Annotated in this window: 18 protein-coding genes and 1 pseudogene; 18 read left to right on the top strand and 1 reads right to left on the bottom strand. The window is 36.2% G+C overall.

All coding sequences use genetic code 11. The annotated features are described in order from the left end of the window. The first annotated feature begins 167 nt into the window (after positions 1–167). The 17 genes and pseudogenes from N4310_RS02420 to N4310_RS02340 all read left to right on the top strand — a co-directional run. Complete coding sequence (locus tag N4310_RS02420) at positions 168–1202, top strand: sugar transferase (protein ID WP_262091940.1); 1035 nt, start codon at positions 168–170, stop codon at positions 1200–1202. Positions 1203–1211: 9 nt separating this feature from the next. Next, positions 1212–2390 carry a beta 1-4 rhamnosyltransferase Cps2T gene (gene cps2T / locus N4310_RS02415; RefSeq protein WP_262091939.1) on the top strand — a complete coding sequence of 393 codons (1179 nt, stop codon included), beginning with the start codon at positions 1212–1214 and terminating at the stop codon, positions 2388–2390. Beyond that, positions 2387–3538, top strand: coding sequence for a glycosyltransferase family 4 protein (locus N4310_RS02410; RefSeq protein ID WP_262091938.1), 1152 nt, complete (start codon positions 2387–2389; stop codon positions 3536–3538). Before cps2T ends, N4310_RS02410 begins: the two co-directional genes overlap by 4 nt. A 35-nt stretch (positions 3539–3573) precedes the next feature. Further along, positions 3574–4587 (top strand): acyltransferase family protein, encoded by a 1014-nt coding sequence (locus tag N4310_RS02405; RefSeq protein ID WP_262091937.1) that lies wholly within the window; start codon positions 3574–3576, stop codon positions 4585–4587. A 72-nt stretch (positions 4588–4659) separates the two neighbouring features. Then, complete coding sequence (locus N4310_RS02400) at positions 4660–5292, top strand: DUF1919 domain-containing protein (RefSeq protein WP_262091936.1); 633 nt, start codon at positions 4660–4662, stop codon at positions 5290–5292. A gap of 18 nt (positions 5293–5310) precedes the next feature. Then, positions 5311–6303, top strand: a complete 993-nt coding sequence (locus tag N4310_RS02395; RefSeq protein ID WP_262091935.1) for a glycosyltransferase family 2 protein — start codon at positions 5311–5313, stop codon at positions 6301–6303. Positions 6304–6524: 221 nt separating this feature from the next. Continuing rightward, on the top strand, positions 6525–7529 hold the full coding sequence (locus tag N4310_RS02390; protein WP_338092437.1) for a stealth family protein: 1005 nt from the start codon (positions 6525–6527) through the stop codon (positions 7527–7529). 244 nt (positions 7530–7773) lie between these two features. Continuing rightward, positions 7774–8871 (top strand): non-hydrolyzing UDP-N-acetylglucosamine 2-epimerase, encoded by a 1098-nt coding sequence (gene wecB / locus N4310_RS02385; protein ID WP_262091933.1) that lies wholly within the window; start codon positions 7774–7776, stop codon positions 8869–8871. A gap of 277 nt (positions 8872–9148) precedes the next feature. Further along, a complete protein-coding gene (locus N4310_RS02380; protein WP_262091932.1) occupies positions 9149–10276 on the top strand; it encodes a glycosyltransferase family protein in 1128 nt (375 codons plus the stop codon). Positions 10277–10310: 34 nt separating this feature from the next. Further along, positions 10311–11567: a hypothetical protein gene (locus tag N4310_RS02375; protein WP_262091931.1), complete on the top strand. Its 1257-nt coding sequence runs from the start codon at positions 10311–10313 to the stop codon at positions 11565–11567. A 12-nt stretch (positions 11568–11579) separates the two neighbouring features. Then, positions 11580–13055 (top strand): flippase, encoded by a 1476-nt coding sequence (locus N4310_RS02370; protein ID WP_262091930.1) that lies wholly within the window; start codon positions 11580–11582, stop codon positions 13053–13055. After that, positions 13055–13906 carry a glycosyltransferase gene (locus tag N4310_RS02365; RefSeq protein WP_262091929.1) on the top strand — a complete coding sequence of 284 codons (852 nt, stop codon included), beginning with the start codon at positions 13055–13057 and terminating at the stop codon, positions 13904–13906. The genes N4310_RS02370 and N4310_RS02365 overlap by 1 nt, the downstream gene beginning before the upstream one ends. 8 nt (positions 13907–13914) lie before the next feature. Next, positions 13915–14754 carry a LicD family protein gene (locus tag N4310_RS02360; protein ID WP_262091928.1) on the top strand — a complete coding sequence of 280 codons (840 nt, stop codon included), beginning with the start codon at positions 13915–13917 and terminating at the stop codon, positions 14752–14754. A 75-nt stretch (positions 14755–14829) separates the two neighbouring features. Further along, positions 14830–16359 (top strand): NTP transferase domain-containing protein, encoded by a 1530-nt coding sequence (locus tag N4310_RS02355; protein WP_262091927.1) that lies wholly within the window; start codon positions 14830–14832, stop codon positions 16357–16359. 27 nt (positions 16360–16386) lie between these two features. Beyond that, entirely contained in the window at positions 16387–17301 is a 915-nt protein-coding gene (locus tag N4310_RS02350) for a DMT family transporter (protein ID WP_262091926.1), read from the top strand. Between the two features lie 21 nt (positions 17302–17322). Continuing rightward, complete coding sequence (locus N4310_RS02345; protein WP_262091925.1) at positions 17323–18006, top strand: sugar phosphate nucleotidyltransferase; 684 nt, start codon at positions 17323–17325, stop codon at positions 18004–18006. Between the two features lie 155 nt (positions 18007–18161). Beyond that, positions 18162–18553 (top strand): annotated as a pseudogene (locus N4310_RS02340) (IS30 family transposase); the annotation flags it as partial. On the opposite strand, the gene N4310_RS02335 reads toward N4310_RS02340, so the two are convergent. After that, complete coding sequence (locus tag N4310_RS02335; protein WP_262091941.1) at positions 18546–18764, bottom strand: transposase; 219 nt, start codon at positions 18762–18764, stop codon at positions 18546–18548. The pseudogene N4310_RS02340 and the gene N4310_RS02335 sit on opposite strands and share 8 nt — an antisense overlap. Positions 18765–18922: 158 nt before the next feature. On the opposite strand from N4310_RS02335, the gene N4310_RS02330 reads away from it, so the two are divergent. Then, a complete protein-coding gene (locus N4310_RS02330) occupies positions 18923–19360 on the top strand; it encodes an AAA family ATPase (RefSeq protein WP_262091924.1) in 438 nt (145 codons plus the stop codon). The last annotated feature ends 92 nt before the right edge of the window (positions 19361–19452 follow it).

Genomic DNA, 19452 nt, shown 5'->3' with positions numbered 1-19452 from the left:
TTTACCGTGGCGATTTTTCTTTTTATACTCTTCTATTCCCTTGGTATGCCTCGGATCAGAGACAACGGGAATGATTCTTAGGTAGTCACTAAGCAGAAACGCTGAAAATATGATAGAATGAATTAGATACATACAAGAAATAAGAAAAGTTTGAGTTAGGAGCTATTATGAGTGTAGACAAGTTAGATCAGGATCCTGATTGGTTGTCCACTGTTCTCGCTACTTCGGAGACCATTGGGCCTAAATCTATCTTATTAATAACCCAATCCGATCGTTTTGAGATGTTGGAAGAGGCTTTGCGTAGAGCCAACTATAGTCTCATCGGCTGTTTCTTTTTAGACCAACCCAAGGAAGATTTAGAACAGGGGGAATTGAGTGCCACTAATCTGATGGAATTTACCCTGAGATCAACCGTTGATGAAGTCTTGATCTATCTACCAGAGGCGGTTGACCAGGTAAGTGACTGGATTCGGGGATTTGAGACGATGGGGATCATGGTCCATGTTACGATTCCCGGTTATAACTATCCGAGTAGTTCAAAGCGAGAAGCCAGTATTGCGGGGATCCCTGTTACCAGCTACGCCCCGACCTTTCACAAGACGAGCGATCTGGTTTTAAAGCGAATCATGGATATCGCAGGAGCCCTGGTGGGGCTTGTAATTTGTGGCTTGGTTGGAGTGGTGCTTTATCCTTTGATTCGCCGTGATGGCGGACCAGCCGTTTTTACCCAGGATCGCGTTGGTCGCAATGGACGGATCTTTAAATTTTATAAATACCGTTCCATGTATATGGATGCGGAAGAACGAAAAAAAGAGTTGCTGGATCAGAATACGATGGAGGGTGGGATGTTCAAAATGGACAATGATCCCCGTATTACCCCCATCGGGGCATTTATCCGCAAGACCAGTCTGGATGAGCTGCCTCAGTTTTATAATGTTTTGCGAGGGGATATGAGTCTGGTTGGCACTCGGCCACCCACGAAACAGGAATTCTTAGAATATACACCTGCTCAAAAACGCCGCCTGAGCTTTACGCCTGGGATTACCGGTCTTTGGCAAGTCAGTGGACGCAGTGAGATTACAAAGTTTGAAGACGTTGTGGCCTTGGATGTCGAATACATTCAAGATTGGCGGATTACAGACGATATAAAAATTCTGCTCAAAACCCTGAAGGTTGTGGCTTTTGGGAAGGGAGCGAAGTAGAGAGATAAGATGAAAAGAAGCATATATATTATTGGTTCTAAGGGAATCCCAGCTAAATATGGAGGCTTTGAGACCTTTGTTGAGAAGCTGACGGAATTTCAAACGGACTCAGACATTCAGTATTATGTAGCCTGCATGCGAGAAAATTCAGCTAAATCAGGGATTACTCAGGATACATTTGAACACAACGGAGCTATCTGTTTTAACATTGATGTTCCAAATATAGGCCCTGCTAGAGCCATCGCCTATGACATTCAAGCCCTCAAAAAAGCCATTGAATTGGCTAAGGAGAATCATGACCAGGCCCCAATTTTCTATGTATTAGCCTGTCGGATTGGACCTTTTATTGCAGGTCTGAAGCGAGAAATCCAGAAAATAGGTGGCCAATTGTTTGTCAATCCAGATGGACATGAATGGCTTCGGGCTAAATGGTCCTATCCGGTTCGTCGCTATTGGAAACTGTCCGAAGGACTGATGGTGAAACATGCCGACCTCTTGGTCTGCGATAGCCAAAACATCGAGTCCTACATCCAGAAAGATTATGCCAAGTACCAGCCGCAAACGACCTATATTGCCTATGGAACAGAGACTAGTAAGTCGAAACTGACTTCTGATGATGCCAAGGTACGCGATTGGTTTGCGGAAAAGGGTATCACAGAGGGGCAATATTACTTAGTCGTTGGCCGTTTTGTGCCAGAAAACAACTATGAGGCCATGATTCGCGGCTTTATGCAGTCGGATTCGAAACGGGATTTTGTGTTGATTACCAATGTTGAAGAGAATAAGTTCTACGATAAACTCCTTGCGGAAACCCAGTTTGACCAAGATTCTCGTATTAAATTCGTAGGGACTGTTTATGATCAAGAACTGCTCAAATACATTCGGGAACAAGCTTTCGCCTACCTTCATGGCCATGAAGTCGGCGGGACTAACCCATCCCTCTTAGAAGCCCTTGCTTCAACTCAGTTGAATCTTTTGTTGGATGTTGGCTTTAATCGTGAAGTAGGTCAAGATGCTGCCTTGTATTGGAAGAAGGAAGGACTGGCCCAAACGATTAATGCTACCGAACAGATGACAGACCAAGAACGCTTTGAAGCTGATTTGACTTCAAACCAACGCATTGCCCAAGCCTTTACTTGGGAGAAAATTGTGACAGATTATCAAAACTTGTTTAAGGAAAGTTCATGAAACGCATATTGTACCTCCACGCTGGATCAGAGATGTATGGGGCCGACAAGGTGCTCCTAGAATTGATCAAACGTCTGGATCAGACAGAATTTGAAGCCCATGTTATTTTGCCCAATGATGGGGTACTAGTCGAAGCGCTTCGACAGGCTGGAGCTAAGGTTGAGGTCATTCCCTATCCTATTTTGCGACGTAAGTATTTTAATCCAAAGGGAATTTTTGACTACGCTACTTCCTATCGGAAATTTTCTAAACAATTGGCAGAGTATGCTAAGAAACACCAGATTGATCTGGTTCACAATAATACAACAGCGGTTTTGGAAGGCATCTATCTGAAGAAAAAATTGGGACTTCCGCTTATTTGGCATGTTCATGAAATTATTGTTAAACCCAAACAAATTTCAGATTTTATTAATTATCTAATGGGTCGCTATGCTGATAAAATTGTTACGGTCTCCCAAGCTGTGGCCAACCATGTCTTGGCTTCCTCAGCTATTACACCCGAACAAGTTCAGGTGATTTATAACGGTGTGGATAACAGCATTTATCAGCCAATGGATGCGACTAACATCAGAGAGCATTTTGGGATTGCTAAGGACCAAACGGTTATTGGGATGATCGGTCGTGTCAATGCTTGGAAAGGTCAAGGCGATTTCCTGGAAGCTGTGCTACCCCTGCTACAAGAAGATCCAAAACGTTTAGCCTTTCTTGCAGGATCTGCCTTTGAAGGTGAGGAGTGGCGCGTGCAGGAACTGGACGAAGCGATTGCCCAATCTGGTTACGCCAACCAAATCAAACGGATTGATTACTACGATCGCCCACAAGAACTGTATAACCTCTTTGACTTGTTTGTGCTCCCAAGTACTAACCCGGATCCACTTCCAACTGTAGTTCTTGAAGCTATGGCTTCAGAAAAACCAGTTATCGGTTACCGCCATGGTGGTGTCTGTGAAATGGTTGCAGAAGGTGAAAACGGCCTCCTGGCTCAACCAGGAAATCCAGCACTGCTTTCAGAAGCGATGAAAGAGTTATTGGAAAATCCGGAAAAACTGCAAGCATTTGGGCAGGCATCATTACAGCGACAATTGGAGTACTTCTCGCTCCAATCCTATATTGGGAGTTTTTCAACATTATATCGAGAGATTTTGTAGAATGAGGATAAATATATTTTGAATGGATTTAAATGATGGATAGATATTCAGAAATGTTTTTAAATACTAAGGAAGATAGATTACTATTGACCAGGGATCAATCGTTGGGATTGAAAGGGATTGCGATTATGATGATGTTGTTTCACCATCTTTTCGCGTTTCCAGATAGGTACCCGATAGGCTATGAGTTTTCCCAACTGACTCAGATGATAGCAGTTTTTTGTAAAGTTTGTGTGCCAATATTCTTATTTATTAGTGGTTACGGTTTTGTAAAAAGTAAACGTAAAAGTTTTCGAGATTTTATAACTAGAATTCTAGAATTTTACCTGCATTACTGGTTAGTCTTTATCATTTTTGTTCCTTTAAGTGTATTGAATAGAACAGTTATTGTTACACCACATACCTTGATTTTAAATCTTCTGGGGATTAAAACTACATACTTAGGTGAATGGTGGTTTATTACTCTATATCTTTTATTATTGCTTATTACTCCTTTATTTTATAAGATATCGAGTAAGATGTTGCTATTAACTTCATTATTTATTAGTATCGCTAGTTTCTTCACATATCGAACGTTCTCCTCATCGGATTGGTATTATTTAGTACCGGATTTAGTTCCAATTATTGCATATTCATTAGGTTTTTTAATCGGTAGACATGAGATGCAGATAATTGATTTATTAATGAGTTTTAAAACAAATCATAAGTATCTATATGTCTGGTTGTCAACAATACTAACTCTAAGTACGGTGATTACTGGAATTAAATTTTCGGCAACTTTATATTTAACAATTCCTATCACTATTTTGATTTTGAGAAATCTATACGATATTCTTGGAATGTTTAGGAATGCTGCAAAGGAATTCGGAAACTACAGTATTTATATTTGGCTTACCCATAGTTTTTATTGTTATAAGTTTATTCCTGGCATTGTGTATGGATTTAAGAATCCTATTCTGATTTTTGTATGGTTACTTGCTCTGTCATATTTGACTGCTCTTATTTTGGACTGTATATATAAATTCATAAGTAAACAAGTGGTAATGTGAATTAGTTTTTTTTATAGATGGATTCGACCTTTGAAATAGTCTTTTGTTTAAAGTGTTTGGAGTAAATTTACTATGTTTCATATTTTAAAAAAACAACTAAAACCCTATGTCTTTGCTTGGAGATATCGTAACGAAAGAAAAAAATTGAAAAATAAGCAATTCACAATTATTAGTGATAATTGTTGGGGGGGGAGAATTTATCAGGAATTAGGAGTTCCCTACCAATCTCCTTTTATTGGCCTTTTTATTTATTCCCCCGATTATGTTAAGCTTCTCGCTAATCCAAAACATTATCTAAGTGGGGAGACCCCTCTTGTTTTTGTAGAGGAATCATATTATCGTTCCAAAGACGGGATTACTTATCCAGTAGCTCTTTTGGATGATATCGAAATCCACTTTTTACATTATGCAGATGAAGAAGAAGCTAGAAGTAAATGGACCCGTCGCCTAGCTCGAATGAACTGGGATAACCTTTACTTCAAAATGAATGATAATGATCAAGCTACGTATCAACTACTCAAAGATTTTCAGGATTTACCTTATCAAGCGAAAGTCATTTTCTCTTCAAAAAATTACACAGACTTAGAAGATCTGGTGTTTTTTGAAAATCGTTCCGAACAAGGTTTTGTCGGTGAGGATTTGAAAATCTACCACCCGTATTTTGATGTGGTGGAGTGGTTGAATAAAGGCGGAGACCAAGTATAGTAAGAGGATAGGTAACTAATGAAAGATCCCTTTTTAACGATTGTAGTTCCTGTATACCAAGTTGAGAAGTATTTAGAGCGTTGTATTGATAGCATTTTGAATCAAAATTACCAGGATTATGAAATAATTCTGGTTGATGATGGAAGTACAGATCGCTCTCCTGAAATTTGTGATGAGTATGCTGAAAAGTTTGAACAGATTCAAGTCGTTCACAAAGAAAATGGAGGTCTATCGGATGCTCGTAATACTGGAATAGAGAAGGCTAAGGGTAAATATCTTTTGTTTATAGATTCGGATGACTGGTTGGCATCATCCTGTCTTGAAGAACTAATGCCTATTTTGGAAAAGAGAGATGTTGATCTGCTGTGTTTTGCAAGGCAATTTGTGAAATCAGAAAAGGAGTCTTTGAGTAGCGTTCAGAGTCCTGAATTAAGAGTTGTGACTGGCTATGAAGCCTATCTCGAAATGATGCAACATGGCTGGGTTACTGGGTTTGCTACAGATAAAATTTTCAAAAAAAGTCTTTTTAGTGAGCATTCGATTGAATTTCCAGTTGGACACTATTATGAAGATCTGGGGGTCTTGTATCGTCTTCTTCTTTCATCTCAACAGGTAGTTCTTACAAACCAAGTTTATTATTATTATTTTATAGATAATCCAAATGCAATTACAGCTTCTTGGACAGAGTCAAAATTTTTGGATATGTTTATTTTCTATAAGAATGTTCATCACTCAGAAATTGTTAAAAATAAATTGCAGCCTGAAGATCAAAACTTTACTGATGCTTATTATGTAAATGGATTGATTCATATATTGTCAAGTATTTATAAGGCCGGTCTAGAGAATGAGTATCCAGCTATTGTTACAGAAATTATGGCGGAAATTGATGGTCAATCTCTTGCAGTAAATGATATGAAATTACAACCGAATCGTCTTAAATACATGTTGTATAGATTTTCACTTCTCAAATCAGCTTTTAAGATACAAAGATTACTGAGGGGAATAGGATAGAAGATGGGAAAAATTGTTTTTGATAGATTGTTAGTCGGCTCGGATATGTCTGTTGTTATTGAAAGGAATGTTTAGCAACAATTATGTTAACTGTGGAAAAAAGGTTAAGGTTATTTTCTTTAATTGCTAAGCTGATGATAAGTAATACGATATACAAATTGTTTGTAAACGAATATTATAGGTTATTAAAAAAGGAATAGGATAATAATTGGAGAAGTATGATGCAGGAGAAAATTGATTTTGTGATAACTTGGGTAGATGGTTCAGATCCAGTATGGTTAGAAAAAAAGCAAAAACGTTTAACTGATTTGTTTGAAGGAGAGACTGATCAGAATTCGATGGATGATGGAAAGGAGCGTTATCGTGATTTTGGATATTTCAAGTATTGGTTCCGTTCGATTGAAAAATATGCTCCATGGGTAAATAAAATTTTTCTTATCACTGATCAACAAAAACCAGATTGGCTTGATATCAATCATCCAAAGATTCGTTGGGTTAATCATGACGAATTTATTCCTACCGAATTTTTACCAACTTTTAATTCGCAAGCGATTGAAATGAATTTTCACAGAATTAATGAGTTATCGGAGAATTTTGTCTATTTTAATGATGATACTTACTTAGTGAATCCAGTCATCCCGAAAGATTTTTTTGAAAATGGTGTCCCTAGACATGTGGCTATTTATGATGCTCTTGTACCCTGGAATAGATTTATTAAAACCTACTATAACAATATGGAAGTAATTTATCGTCATTTTCCTGGTAAGGCTGCTTTAAAAAAATCTCCGTTTAAATTTTTTAATCTGAAATATGGTATTTCAGGAATCGTAAAAAATACTTTGCTTTTGCCGTGGAAACCTACAGGATATGTAGAGATGCATGTTGCAAGTCCGCTCAGAAAGAGTACGATTTCCAAATTATGGGAGCTAGAGGGAGCGACAATAAGGAAAACTGCGGAGTCGCCTATAAGAAACTATTCTACAGGAGTTAATCAATATCTGTTTCGTTATTGGGATATTGAGAGTAATGAATTTGAACCACAAAGTATCTCAATAGGAAAATCTCTTGTTATGGACCAAATTGATGAGATTCGAAAAGTTATAGAAGGATCTCGATATAAAATGATTTGTATTAATGATAGTGTTGACTTTGATAGTGCTATTGAGCAAGAAATTGAAGAGTTGTTGGAAACGAAATTTCCAATCAAATCCAGTTTTGAACTTTAATATGTATATCGTTGCCATAGTGTACTTATATAATTAAAAATATCTAATTGTATGAGTGTGTTTATTGTTATATATAATCATTCAATCAGTTTTCGTTCAATGAGCTGTATAACTAGTTAAAAGCTAAAAAGTATCAGGGGGTGTAAAATATTATGGAATGGATTATTTTTTAGTAAGTGATATGGAAACTATTAAGTTTTCCTTCAGGATATAAGTAAACTCTAGATATGAAAGGATATTTATTATGAAAAAAGTGATGTTGGTTTTTGGGACACGTCCAGAAGCGATTAAAATGTGTCCCTTGGTTAATGAGTTAAAGCAGAATTCTAAGTTTGAGACGATAGTATGTGTGACTGGCCAACATCGTGAAATGCTAAGGCAAGTTTTAGATGTCTTTGATGTGATTCCGGATTATGATTTGGATATTATGAAAGACGATCAGACGCTGTATAGTATTACAACAAGTGTACTGGAGAAAATAAAACCGATTTTAGAAGATGAAAAACCGGATATTGTCCTAGTCCATGGGGATACTTCTACGACCTTTGCAACAGCTCTAGCTGCATTTTATGCTGGTATCAAGGTTGGACATATTGAGGCGGGACTTAGAACTTATAATTTGCAAAGTCCATTCCCAGAGGAATTCAATCGTCAAGCAGTTTCCATTGTGTCAGAATTCAATTTTGCTCCGACAGAACAGGCAAAAAAAAATCTCTTGAGGGAGGGACGTTCAGCATCTTCTATTTATGTTACAGGGAATACAGCTATTGATGCCTTACAGACAACTGTGACGGACGACTATAATCATGAACTTTTTGAGTGGATTGGCGATTCAAAATTGATCATGTTAACAGCTCATCGCAGAGAAAACCTAGGACAACCGATGGAGAATATGTTTAAAGCAATTAAACGTGTTCTTGAGGAAAATAAGGATGTTAAAGTAATTTACCCAATTCATAAAAATCCAGTGGTTCGAAAAGTAGCCAATAGAATCTTTAATGAGGACGAACGTGTCAAACTAATTGAGCCATTGGAAGTGATTGATTTCCATAATTTTTTAAAGAAGAGTTACTTGATTTTAACGGATTCAGGAGGGATTCAAGAAGAGGCTCCTTCTCTAGGAAAACCGGTACTAGTCATGCGGGATACTACAGAACGTCCAGAAGGTGTGATTGCTGGAACTTTGAAATTGGTTGGGACAGAGGAAGTAAGTATATATGAAGAGTTTTCTAACCTACTAAATAATGAGCAGGCATATGTTGAGATGAGTAAAGCAAGTAATCCATATGGGGATGGCACTGCAAGTCAAAAAATTTCAAAAATTTTAGAAGAAAAACTATAATTTGAAATAAGTTTAATCTAACCATTATTTATTTTATGAAGGATTTTGAATTATAAATATTAGGCGCAAATTTTTTAGAATGGTCTGATTAGTAATATTATTCCTAATAATGTGAAAATCAATCTTAATTTGATATTCTTATCTCTATCAATTGATGAGAAAGGGTGTATTTAAAAAATAGTATACATTGTATCAGAAGCGCTATTTATTGGTTGATTTTTATAGTTTTTTTTAAAAAGTATTATAAAGTAGCATTTAGAAGTGAGGTATATAATACATGATAAAAAAAATCACAATTGTACATGTAGGAGATTTTCTTGGATATCCTCCTGTTATAAGTTTGATTGAAAATTTGTTAAATAATGCAATAGATGTTGATTTAATTAGTTCTTCAGATAGAGGGAATATAGCAAGAAAACTGTTGAATAATCCATCATTCGGATATATTCAGGTGAAACTGTTAAAAGCGAAAACACCAATTCATAAAATAGTTAATGTTTTTAAAAATAGAAAAAATTTCCAAGAAGCAGTGGAAAAATCTATGCAAAATTCTGATCTTTTATGGACTACTACAGATTTAACTGTTAAAATGTTAGGAGATCAGTTGCTTAAATATAAGCATGTTATGCAATTGATGGAATTAGTGCAGAGAATGCCCCTTTTTCTTAGAACACGTTTTTTTGATTTTCCTTTATCTAAGTATGCTCAAGCAGCTCATAAAGTTGTAGTTCCAGATATGGATAGAGCTTATATTCAGCAAGCTTGGTGGGACTTACCTAATGTCCCCACTGTATTACCCAATAAGCCGTATACAATATCACCTTTAGAATTATCTGAGGATACGAAAATTAGCTTGAAAAAAATTAAGAAGGAAAAAAGGAAAATTCTACTTTATTCGGGTTTTATAGGAAAAGATCGTAATATTTTAGATTTTGCAGAAGCAATTGAGAAACGAGATGATTATTGTTTATACATATTAGGTAGAATTTCAGACACAGATACAGATTTTAAACAAGATTTAGAAAACTTTTCGAATGTTGAATATCTAGGCTATCATACAGCACCCTCACATTTGGAATTTATTAAATATGCACATATAGGTTTGACACCATATGTTCCTATTAAGTCTGATTTACATCCTGAAATCAATGCTTTATATTGTGCACCCAATAAAATCTATGAATACAGTGCGTTTGGTGTACCTATGATTGGAACAAATGTTCTTGGGCTTCTTCGTCCGTTTGAACAGTATGGTATTGGTCGGTGTTCTGAGAGCATGTTACCAGAATCTATTCTAAAGTGTATAGAGTACATTGAAGTGCACCATGAAGAAATGAGTCAGAATTGCTACAAGTTTTTTGAAAAAGATGATTTAGACCAAATTGTGAAAGATATTATAAATTAATATGATAAAATTATCCATTTTAACGAAGATAATGATGACTCTAGCAGTTTTATTCATGTTAGGTTTCTTTAGATTGTTCAATATGAGTATTATTGGTGTTTATACGCAACAATTAATTATTGTTGCTTTTTCAACCTTTATGTGTTTACATGGTGTGCTAATACAGGATCCTTTTCTGAGAAAGGAAAATGCCTTTTTAAATCGATACTTTATTTTTTACAGCATATTTCTTCTTATGGTAGGAAGCTATTCCTCTTCAAAATACGGTTATACAGTAGAAATGATGTTCAAGCAATTTTACTTACCTTATCTACTGCCCTTTAGCGCCTATGGATTGATTTTTATTTTTCATAAGGATCGATCTCTTGTCCCTTTCTTGTCTTTAGTGTCTAAAATCGTTATATTTATGTTAGGGATGCGAATGCTGAGCTGGGGATTGTATAGCTATGGAGGGATTCTTATTTTTCCGAATCTACTTTTTCAGTATGAAGGTTGGATTCGTGATGGTTTTCAAAGGGTTGAGGCTGGAATGTTATTTGGGATAGCCTTATCTTATTTAACTGTACAGGCTATGGAAAAAAATATTCGTGGACTAGTTTATAAGTTATTACTTATTTTTATGGTAATCTTTTTGCTACTTGTTACTAGGGTGCGATTTCAATCTATTTTAGCAATTGTATCAATTGTAGCTCCATTTATCATCGCTCGATCAGAGAGTAGAGGTAGCCTTATACTTAAAATCATGAGCCTGAGTTTAGGAATGATACTATTGTTTTTTAATTACCAATCTATTGTCCATTTTCTATCGGAATTAATTGGTGACGGAGCTTATGCTGCATCCTCTACAGTGCGTTTGGATGGAATCAATCACTATTTTTCATTGATGGTTCAAGAAAAAGCATATTTTGGTTTGGGTTATTTGAATCCGTCTAATCCAATTGTTGGAATATTAATGGCTAGAAATGCATGGAGTATATATTATATAGATGATTTAGGTCTATTAGGATCAGTGGTGCAATTTGGCTTATTTACAATTGTTACTCATCTGTTACTCTTCATTCAAGCAATTAAAGTTCTCTTTAAAAGTAGGAAAATATCCGACACAAGTTATTTCGCATTTTTATTGTCACTAACTATCTATATGATTGGTTCACAAATACTTCTTAATATGTTTGATAAGCAACGTATTTTTGATGTACCGTTTTATCTAGCGACTTATAGTTTTCTTGATGTAAACCTATCAAGTAATAATACTGATTTCGCATTTACAAGAAATAATATGATGGAGTAAACTGGAATTTCTATGAATAAAAATTTTAAAGTAAGATCAGTGAAATACAACTTACTAATGAATATTATCTTGAAAATTTCAGGAATAATTTTCCCGTTGATCACTTTCCCCTATGTATCCAGGGTGTTGTTGAGTGAAGCGAATGGAAAAATTGCATTTGCAGCTTCCGTGGTAAGTTACTTTTCCTTACTAGCTTCTTTGGGAATTCCTTCATATGGGATTCGAAAATGTGCTGAGGTTAGAGATGATGAGGAGCAGTTATCGAAGGTTGTTACAGAACTTTTGATTCTAAACTCAATTTGTACAGTTGTCTCTTATCTTGTATTTATTGTTTTAATCTTAACAGTTCCACAATTTTCCAATGAATTCCTACTGTTTTCTATTTCCTCCTTAACGATCCTTTTTAATATGTTAGGGGTAGAATGGTTTTATCAGGCAATTGAGCAGTATCAATATATTACAGTTAGAAATATTACGTTCAAAATCATTTCCATTTTATTGATGTTTCTCTTAGTTCATAATCCATCAGATTATATTGTATATGCGGGGATTAATGTTTTAGCTTCGGTTGGTTCAAACCTGCTAAATGCTTTACGATTACCAAACTATGTAAAATTTGGGATTGCAAATCAAAAATATAATCTTTCAATCCATCTCTTACCTATCCTAACGCTCTTTTTATACAATGCCACGACCATTATTTTTACCAGTTTAGATCAAGTTATGTTAGGTTTTATGAAAGGAAATGTGGAGGTGGGGTACTATGCGACATCAATCAAGGTACAAAATATTTTGGTGAGCTTTATTACAGCATTAGGAGCTGTCATGCTTCCTAAGATCTCCTATAGCTTGAAGAATGAGGGAATGGAGCATTTTGATAGGATGATTAGAAAGTCATTTGAATTCATCCTTGTTTCGGCCATTCCTATATGTTTTTTGATTCTGCTTTTGGCAAAAGAAATTATCTTGATACTGGCGGGAGAAGATTATTTACCTGCAGTTCCTATTTTACAGTTTTTAGCACCTTCTCTAATTTTTATTGGATTGAGTAGTGTAACGGCTTGGCAATTATTGATACCACTTGGTAAGCAGAGATATACAGTCATCGGGGCTCTCGCGGGTATGATCGTCAACTTATGTATCAATTTTCTAGCGATACCAGTATATGGAGGTGTTGGAGCGGCGTTTGCATCGAGTTTAGCAGAATGCGCAGTTTTACTTGTTCATTTTCGAGTCCTAAAGGAAATCATTAATCGAACTTTTGAAATGAAGGAATTCATGATTTCCCTTCTATCAACATTTGTTGCCTCTGCTATACTTCTAGTGACTAAGTACTTCTTTGCAATTAATGTGGTACTCTTGGCAGCTGTTGTTTATAGTATGATTTTTTTAATCGTCTATATCGTTATGTTAATTCTTTGTAGGGAAAGATTAATGAGCGAAGTTTTACAGAATGTAAGAGTACGAATGAATAAAAGGGGAATATAATGAATGTAACTTGCTCTTGTATGATTTTAAACTATAATGATGCTGGTACTGTGATGAAACTCATTGAAGAAATCAAAGATTTTCCAGTATTTCACCGTATCCTGATAGTCGATAATTGTTCGACTGATGATTCCTATGCTAAATTACAGGGGTTGATTTCAGAAAAAATCATCCTTATCCAAACGGATCGGAACGGGGGCTATGGTTATGGGAATAACTTTGGGGCAAGGTATATAAAAGAAGCGTTTCAGTCTGACTATATTTTATTGGCCAATCCAGACGTTGTGTTTTCAAATCCATTAATTCAGCGTTTTGTTGACCTGATGGAGGAAAGGCCGGAACTAGCATTGGTTTCGGCCATACAGCATGACATTAATAATCAACCAATTCAAGATTTGGCTTGGAGAGTTCCAACATCCTTTGAATATGCGATCTTAAATTCAGGAAAATTTAGCCGTTTTTTCCCAACGACCTATCAATTAGATTTTAGCCATCCCGTCCAATATGTTGACTGTGTCCCAGGAGCCCTCTTGCTTTTTGATACGGACAGATTTCTTCAAGTCGGTGGCTATGATGAAGAAATGTTTCTATTCGGTGAAGAAACAACCCTTGGGTTTAAGTTGAAAGAAGCGGGTTATAAATCTCTTTTAGTGTTAGATGATTTTTATCGACATGAACATTCTACTAGTATCAATAAATCGATTGCTGCTCGAAGTAAACAGTTGGAAATTTTATTTGACAGTAGACTGCTCTTTATGAAAAAATACCTCAAATCAAATCGGTTAATGCTGGCTCTAGCTAGTTTTTTCCAAAAACGAACTTTAAGAAAATTACGTGATCAAGAAAAGTGAGGTCTAGAATGCAGGAAGAATTTACATTAGCTAAGATACAGGAATTGGAACTAGGAATTTTAGAGTATATAAAAACAATTTGTGAAAAGTATGGACTACGGTATTACTTGGCCTATGGTAGTTTGATTGGGGCTGTTCGACACCAAGGTTTTATCCCCTGGGATGATGATATTGATATCATGATGCCGCGAAAAGATTACCAGCTGTTACTTGGTGTTCTAGAGAAAGAACCGCATCCTTATTACAAGCTGATTTCTATGGATACAGATCCTCGTTTTCAAGTTCCTCTTCCAAAAATGATAGATACTAGAACTGTGTTGACTCAAAAATATGATTTGATTGAACCTGTTCCATTGGGAGTCTATGTCGATTTGTTTTTAATGGATGGAGCTGGAGATAATTATGATCAAGCGGTTCAACAATACGATGAAGCTTTCCAGCTGTATCAATATTGGAAAAAATCTCGTTTAAGCTTCTTTCCTCCCTCTATGTCTAAAGTTAGAGGTTTACTCAGATGGGTGAAAAATCTTGGCTATAAACTAATAGGCAGTCAGTATTTTATGGATAAGCTGACGGCCCATAATTGCCGTTTTGATTTTTATCAGAGCAAGTATGTTGCCACATTTGAAACTGGGACCAGCCAAGCTTCAAAATGCATTTGGCATGTTGATGACTTTGGGGAAGGAACATTCCTAGAGTTTTGCGGCTCCCTATACCCCGTTCCTAAAAGCTATGACAAGGTCTTGAAATCCGAGTATGGAGATTATATGACCCTACCTCCTAAGGAGAAGCAGGTTTCCCATCACTCCTATACTTTAAAATGGAAGGCTAACAAAACAGAGCTCTAGATTAAAAAATTTTGGTGTTGGCAAATGAACTTAAAAGAAGATTCTTTGTTGACCCTGTTGCAGGAGTAGTATACGTTGAAGAAAAATGCAATCATATTAGCAGCCGGGGTTGGGAGTCGGATGATTCCCATCCAGAATGATTTACCGAAAGCCTTGTTAAAGGTGGATGGAGTTCCTTTGATAGAACGCTTGATTCACCAGCTACATGAAGCTGGAATCAGTGATATTACAGTCGTAGTCGGTTTTTTAGCCAGTCATTTTTCTTACCTTGAAGACAAATACCAGATAAGGTTAGTTTCCAATTCAAAGTATTACGAAAGAAATAATCTTTACTCCCTGTTCCTAGTAGCTGAAGAAATTGGGAATACTTTCATTTTACCTGCGGATATTTGGTCTTTAGAGAATCCTTTCCTGTTTAAATCGGATCAATCCTGGTACTTGCTTTTTGAGAATGGAGATTTGGAGCAGGAGGACTTATGGTCCTCAATGACAGGGATAGCCTATATCAGCTACCACGATTCTGAACAGTTAGTGCATCGGTTACAAATATTTGCTAGAGATGAAGAGCATCGAGGGTCATTTTGGGAGGATGTCTTGTATGAAGATGGTGAGTTTACATTAGCTCCCAAATTTATTTCCAAGCATCAGTTTAAGCATGTTGACACCTTTGAAGATCTTCGCGATCTGGATGCAAGCTCTGAACATCTGAATTCAGATGTGATTGATGTCATTTGCCAGACTCTCTATGTAAGGAGTGAGAAGATTTCGAATATCCGAGCTTTAAAAAAAGGAATGACCAATCGGTCCTTTTTATTTCAGTGCCAGAGTAAGAAGTACATTATGCGGATTCCAGGTGTGGGAACCGATGTATTGATTAACAGGGAATCAGAAGCCAGTGTTTACAGGGCATTGGATGGTTTAGACATCAGTGACAGGGTCCTATATATGAACCCGAAAAATGGTTATAAACTAACCGAGTATCTTTTGGGAGCACGGAATTGTGACATGGACTGCAAAGATGATGTCGTTAAGTGTATTGGAAAATTGAAAGAGTTTCATGATCGGGCTTTAAGGGTCGAGCATGAGTTTGATTTATTTGAACAAATCCTGTTTTATGAAGGGTTAAGGGGAGATATATCTTCAGTTTATCAATCCTATAGAGCTACTAAAGAAAGAGTGTTCAAGCTTCGGGGATTTATTGAGCGGAATGTCGAGAGGAAGGTCTTAACCCATGTTGATGCTATTCCTGATAATTTTTTAATCTTTGAGAATAAAGGAATAGAAGAAATTCGGATTATTGATTGGGAATATGCAGGTATGCAAGACCCCCATGTTGATATTGCTATGTTTTGTATTTACTCCCTTTATAGCAGAGAACAGATTGATCAGATCATCGACCTCTATTTTGAAAATCAGGTTGAGGAAGATATTAGGATGAAGATCTATGCTTATATTGCTGTAGCTGGTTTGTTGTGGAGTAATTGGTGTGAATATAAGAGTTTAGTAGGTGTTACATTCGGAGAATATGCGACTGCTCAATATAGCTACGCTGAGGATTATAGTCGGCTTGTTCTACAATATATTCAAAATAGTTCAATATCATAGATGGATTGTAGATTGTGAGGAGTTGCGATGAATGGTAAAGGAATAGGTCTAGGCTTGATGTCAGGAGTCTTGTGGGGAATGGATACAGCTATCAATAGCCTGTTATTACTTTCGGTTCCCTTTATCTTAACAGATTCCAGACTAATATCAGGTGCTTTGTTATTAGCCTTTTTTCATGATTTTATTTCTGCCGATATTTTACTGGTAGACTTACTGATTCGAAGGGAGCTGAAACAGAGTTTCAAGGTTTTGAAAACCAGAAGTGCCAAGTTCCTAATGCTGGCAGCCTTATTTGCCGGACCTGTAGGCATGAGGTCTTATCTCTATGCAGTGGAAACCATTGGTTCAGGATTGACGGCAACCATTTCCTCTCTATATCCGGCTTTAGCTGCTATCTGTGGAGCCCTCTTGTTAAAAGATTATTTAAATAAACGAGGCTGGATTGGTTTAGGGTTGATTATACTCTCCATTGCAATTTTGGGCTTTAGTCAATTTTCCTTACATAGTTCTATTCTGATGGGGATTTTGGCAGCCTTACTTTGCGTTTTTGGCTGGGCTTCCGAAAGCGTTATTACAGCTTATGGTATGCAGGAGGACATCGTTCCCAAACAGGCTTTATTGATCCGGCAGTGTACCTCTAGCTTAGCCTATTTTATCCTGATGGTTTTTGAAGGGGATTTATTCTTTAGTTTCCGAGCTGTTGTTACCTCCCCTAATTTTGGTCTGGTTTGTATCATTGGTTTGATTGGTACCCTATCCTATTTTTGCTACTACTCTTCCATTGATCGAATTGGTCCGGTTAAGGCCACCGGCTTAAATGTAACCTATTCAATCTGGACAGCTATTTTTTCCTTATTTTTGGGAGGGAGTGGTATTGATATACGCTTAATTTTATGTGGCTTCTTGATTATTTTTGGGTCATCTCTTATGTTAAAAGAATAAACAGGAAATGGTAGGAAGAAAATGAGAGCAATCATTTTAGCAGCCGGTATGGGCACACGTCTTAGACCGCTGACATTAGCAGTACCGAAATCATTGGTTGAGATTCAGGGAGAAACCTTGATTGAACGACAAATCCGTTTTTTAAAAGAACGTTCCATCACCGAAATTATTGTGGTGACAGGCTACCTCTCTGAGAAGTTTGATTTCTTACGTGAAAAATATGACGTCACCTTGATTCATAATGAGAAGTATGACCGATATAATAATTTTTATACTATGTATTTAGTTAGGGAATTCTTGGACGATGCTTATGTTATTGACGCAGACAATTATCTGGTTGAGAACTTTCTTGAAAAAGACATTCAGAACTCTACTTACTTCAGTGTCTATAAAACTGGATTTACAGATGAGTGGCTATTAAAATATGATCAGCAGGACAGGGTTACAGATGTTGTGATCGAGAGTGGAGAAGGAAATATCTTATCTGGTATTTCCTATTGGAATCATCAAACAGGTCAGCATCTACAATCTTTGTTTGAGTCTTATTACGCTTCACAGGAATTCCAAGATTTGTACTGGGATAATCTGGTCATGAATCATTTAGACGACCTAGAAGTCTTTATTAAGAAAATACCCTCCAACGCTATTTTTGAAATTGACAACTTAGATGATCTGCAAATACTGAGAAAGTTTATGGAAGAATAGGACTTTTAAGGGCACTTCTAAAAACCCATAATTATTGTCGCCTTATTTCAAATAAGCAGGTATTCCTATAAATCAATCTCCTCTACTCCTGTTTTCTGAGACTAGTATAGCTAGATTTCTATTTTATCGGAAGATACCTTGTTATTGGGCGCTTACATGGTAACTATGAAATTGATACAGTTATCTTGAGCAAGGCAAGGAATAAATGCCTATTGGTAATGACGGATCGGCGAAGTCGTCATCAAATCGTAAGACTAATTCCGGATAAGACCGCTCAATCTGTAAATCAGGTCCTCAAGCAAATTTTAAAAGAGCACCAAATTCTATCTATTACATCGGATAACTGTGGTGAGTTCTATCAGTTGTCGGTAGTGTTTCCAGAAGAACATATCTACCATACACCTCCCTATTCATCTTGGGAAAGAGGAACGAATGAAAATCATAACAGATTCATACGCAGATGGTTACTAAAAGGGACTAAAGAAACAACTATCTTAAAAAATGTTTGGGCTACAAGTTACCAAAGAAATTTCTTGTAGTCATTTGACTTCAAAATAGTATGCGATAATATCTGTCATAGATTTTCCCTCTCTGAGATACTCTGCCACCGCTTTCTTTAAATTGGCCCAACTTTTCTCAATGGGATTTAATTCTGGAGAATAGGGTGGCAAAGGTAAAAAAATATGTCCATTACTTATTACCAATTTGTCTAATATTTTTTTAGGATGAAAGCTAGTGGAACGATATACTGCTTTCAAGGTCTTGATAGCAATCTTATTTCTCTTACGGTCCAATCAGGCTCAACAGGACAACGCTTACAAGTTCCTTGTCCAATTGTCAAATGCTTTTGAACTCTATTTTAGAGTTTACATAAAATTATTGACACATATGAAAATATTCTCGAAAGGAAATAATTATGGAAATAAAGAAAATTCATGTGCAAAACTATCGGTTATTAAAGGACTTTACCTTAGATTTAAAGAGTGAATTATCTTTGATTGTTGGTAAAAATAATTGTGGTAAAACATCGGTTTTATCTGTGTTAGACAAGGTATTCAATAGGGGTTCTAGTAATCCTTTAACTTGGGAAGATATTAGCATAATTCATAGAAAAGAAATCTATGAAAAAGTAAAGTTAATTTCTGATATTTCTGATAAAGATTTGAAACCCATTTTGGGTATTAGTCTTCAAATTTGGATTCAATACTCAGAACTAGATTCTTATCAAAATATTCAAGGATTTATGATGGATTTAAATCCAGATAATAATTGGTTCTATAATAAGTTGTGTGGAAAGCTTGCTCTCCATGCAACTTTTTTTGTAATTCAGAGTGCAAAAAAAAGCAATTTCTAGTAAACTGATAAGTGGAAAAAACATCAGAATAGGAATTGCTTCATATGGACTATGTTACTCAAAAATTACTCGGAATTCAAGACCTAAACATT

It is taken from the genome of Streptococcus danieliae, from assembly GCF_025447695.1.
GTDB classification, from domain to species: Bacteria; Bacillota; Bacilli; order Lactobacillales; family Streptococcaceae; genus Streptococcus; species Streptococcus danieliae.
The sequence above is the reverse complement of the archived record's forward strand: the minus strand, read 5'-3'. Positions and strand labels throughout refer to the sequence as shown.

Excerpts from the sequence above, each read along its gene's own strand:
- N4310_RS02420 (WP_262091940.1), top strand. The coding sequence starts at position 168 with ATGAGTGTAGACAAGTTAGATCAGGATCCTGATTGGTTGTCCACTGTT.
- cps2T (WP_262091939.1), top strand. The coding sequence starts at position 1,212 with ATGAAAAGAAGCATATATATTATTGGTTCTAAGGGAATCCCAGCTAAA.
- N4310_RS02410 (WP_262091938.1), top strand. The coding sequence starts at position 2,387 with ATGAAACGCATATTGTACCTCCACGCTGGATCAGAGATGTATGGGGCC.
- N4310_RS02405 (WP_262091937.1), top strand. The coding sequence starts at position 3,574 with ATGGATAGATATTCAGAAATGTTTTTAAATACTAAGGAAGATAGATTA.
- N4310_RS02400 (WP_262091936.1), top strand. The coding sequence starts at position 4,660 with ATGTTTCATATTTTAAAAAAACAACTAAAACCCTATGTCTTTGCTTGG.
- N4310_RS02395 (WP_262091935.1), top strand. The coding sequence starts at position 5,311 with ATGAAAGATCCCTTTTTAACGATTGTAGTTCCTGTATACCAAGTTGAG.
- N4310_RS02390 (WP_338092437.1), top strand. The coding sequence starts at position 6,525 with ATGCAGGAGAAAATTGATTTTGTGATAACTTGGGTAGATGGTTCAGAT.
- wecB (WP_262091933.1), top strand. The coding sequence starts at position 7,774 with ATGAAAAAAGTGATGTTGGTTTTTGGGACACGTCCAGAAGCGATTAAA.
- N4310_RS02380 (WP_262091932.1), top strand. The coding sequence starts at position 9,149 with ATGATAAAAAAAATCACAATTGTACATGTAGGAGATTTTCTTGGATAT.
- N4310_RS02375 (WP_262091931.1), top strand. The coding sequence starts at position 10,311 with ATGACTCTAGCAGTTTTATTCATGTTAGGTTTCTTTAGATTGTTCAAT.
- N4310_RS02370 (WP_262091930.1), top strand. The coding sequence starts at position 11,580 with ATGAATAAAAATTTTAAAGTAAGATCAGTGAAATACAACTTACTAATG.
- N4310_RS02365 (WP_262091929.1), top strand. The coding sequence starts at position 13,055 with ATGAATGTAACTTGCTCTTGTATGATTTTAAACTATAATGATGCTGGT.
- N4310_RS02360 (WP_262091928.1), top strand. The coding sequence starts at position 13,915 with ATGCAGGAAGAATTTACATTAGCTAAGATACAGGAATTGGAACTAGGA.
- N4310_RS02350 (WP_262091926.1), top strand. The coding sequence starts at position 16,387 with ATGAATGGTAAAGGAATAGGTCTAGGCTTGATGTCAGGAGTCTTGTGG.
- N4310_RS02345 (WP_262091925.1), top strand. The coding sequence starts at position 17,323 with ATGAGAGCAATCATTTTAGCAGCCGGTATGGGCACACGTCTTAGACCG.
- N4310_RS02330 (WP_262091924.1), top strand. The coding sequence starts at position 18,923 with ATGGAAATAAAGAAAATTCATGTGCAAAACTATCGGTTATTAAAGGAC.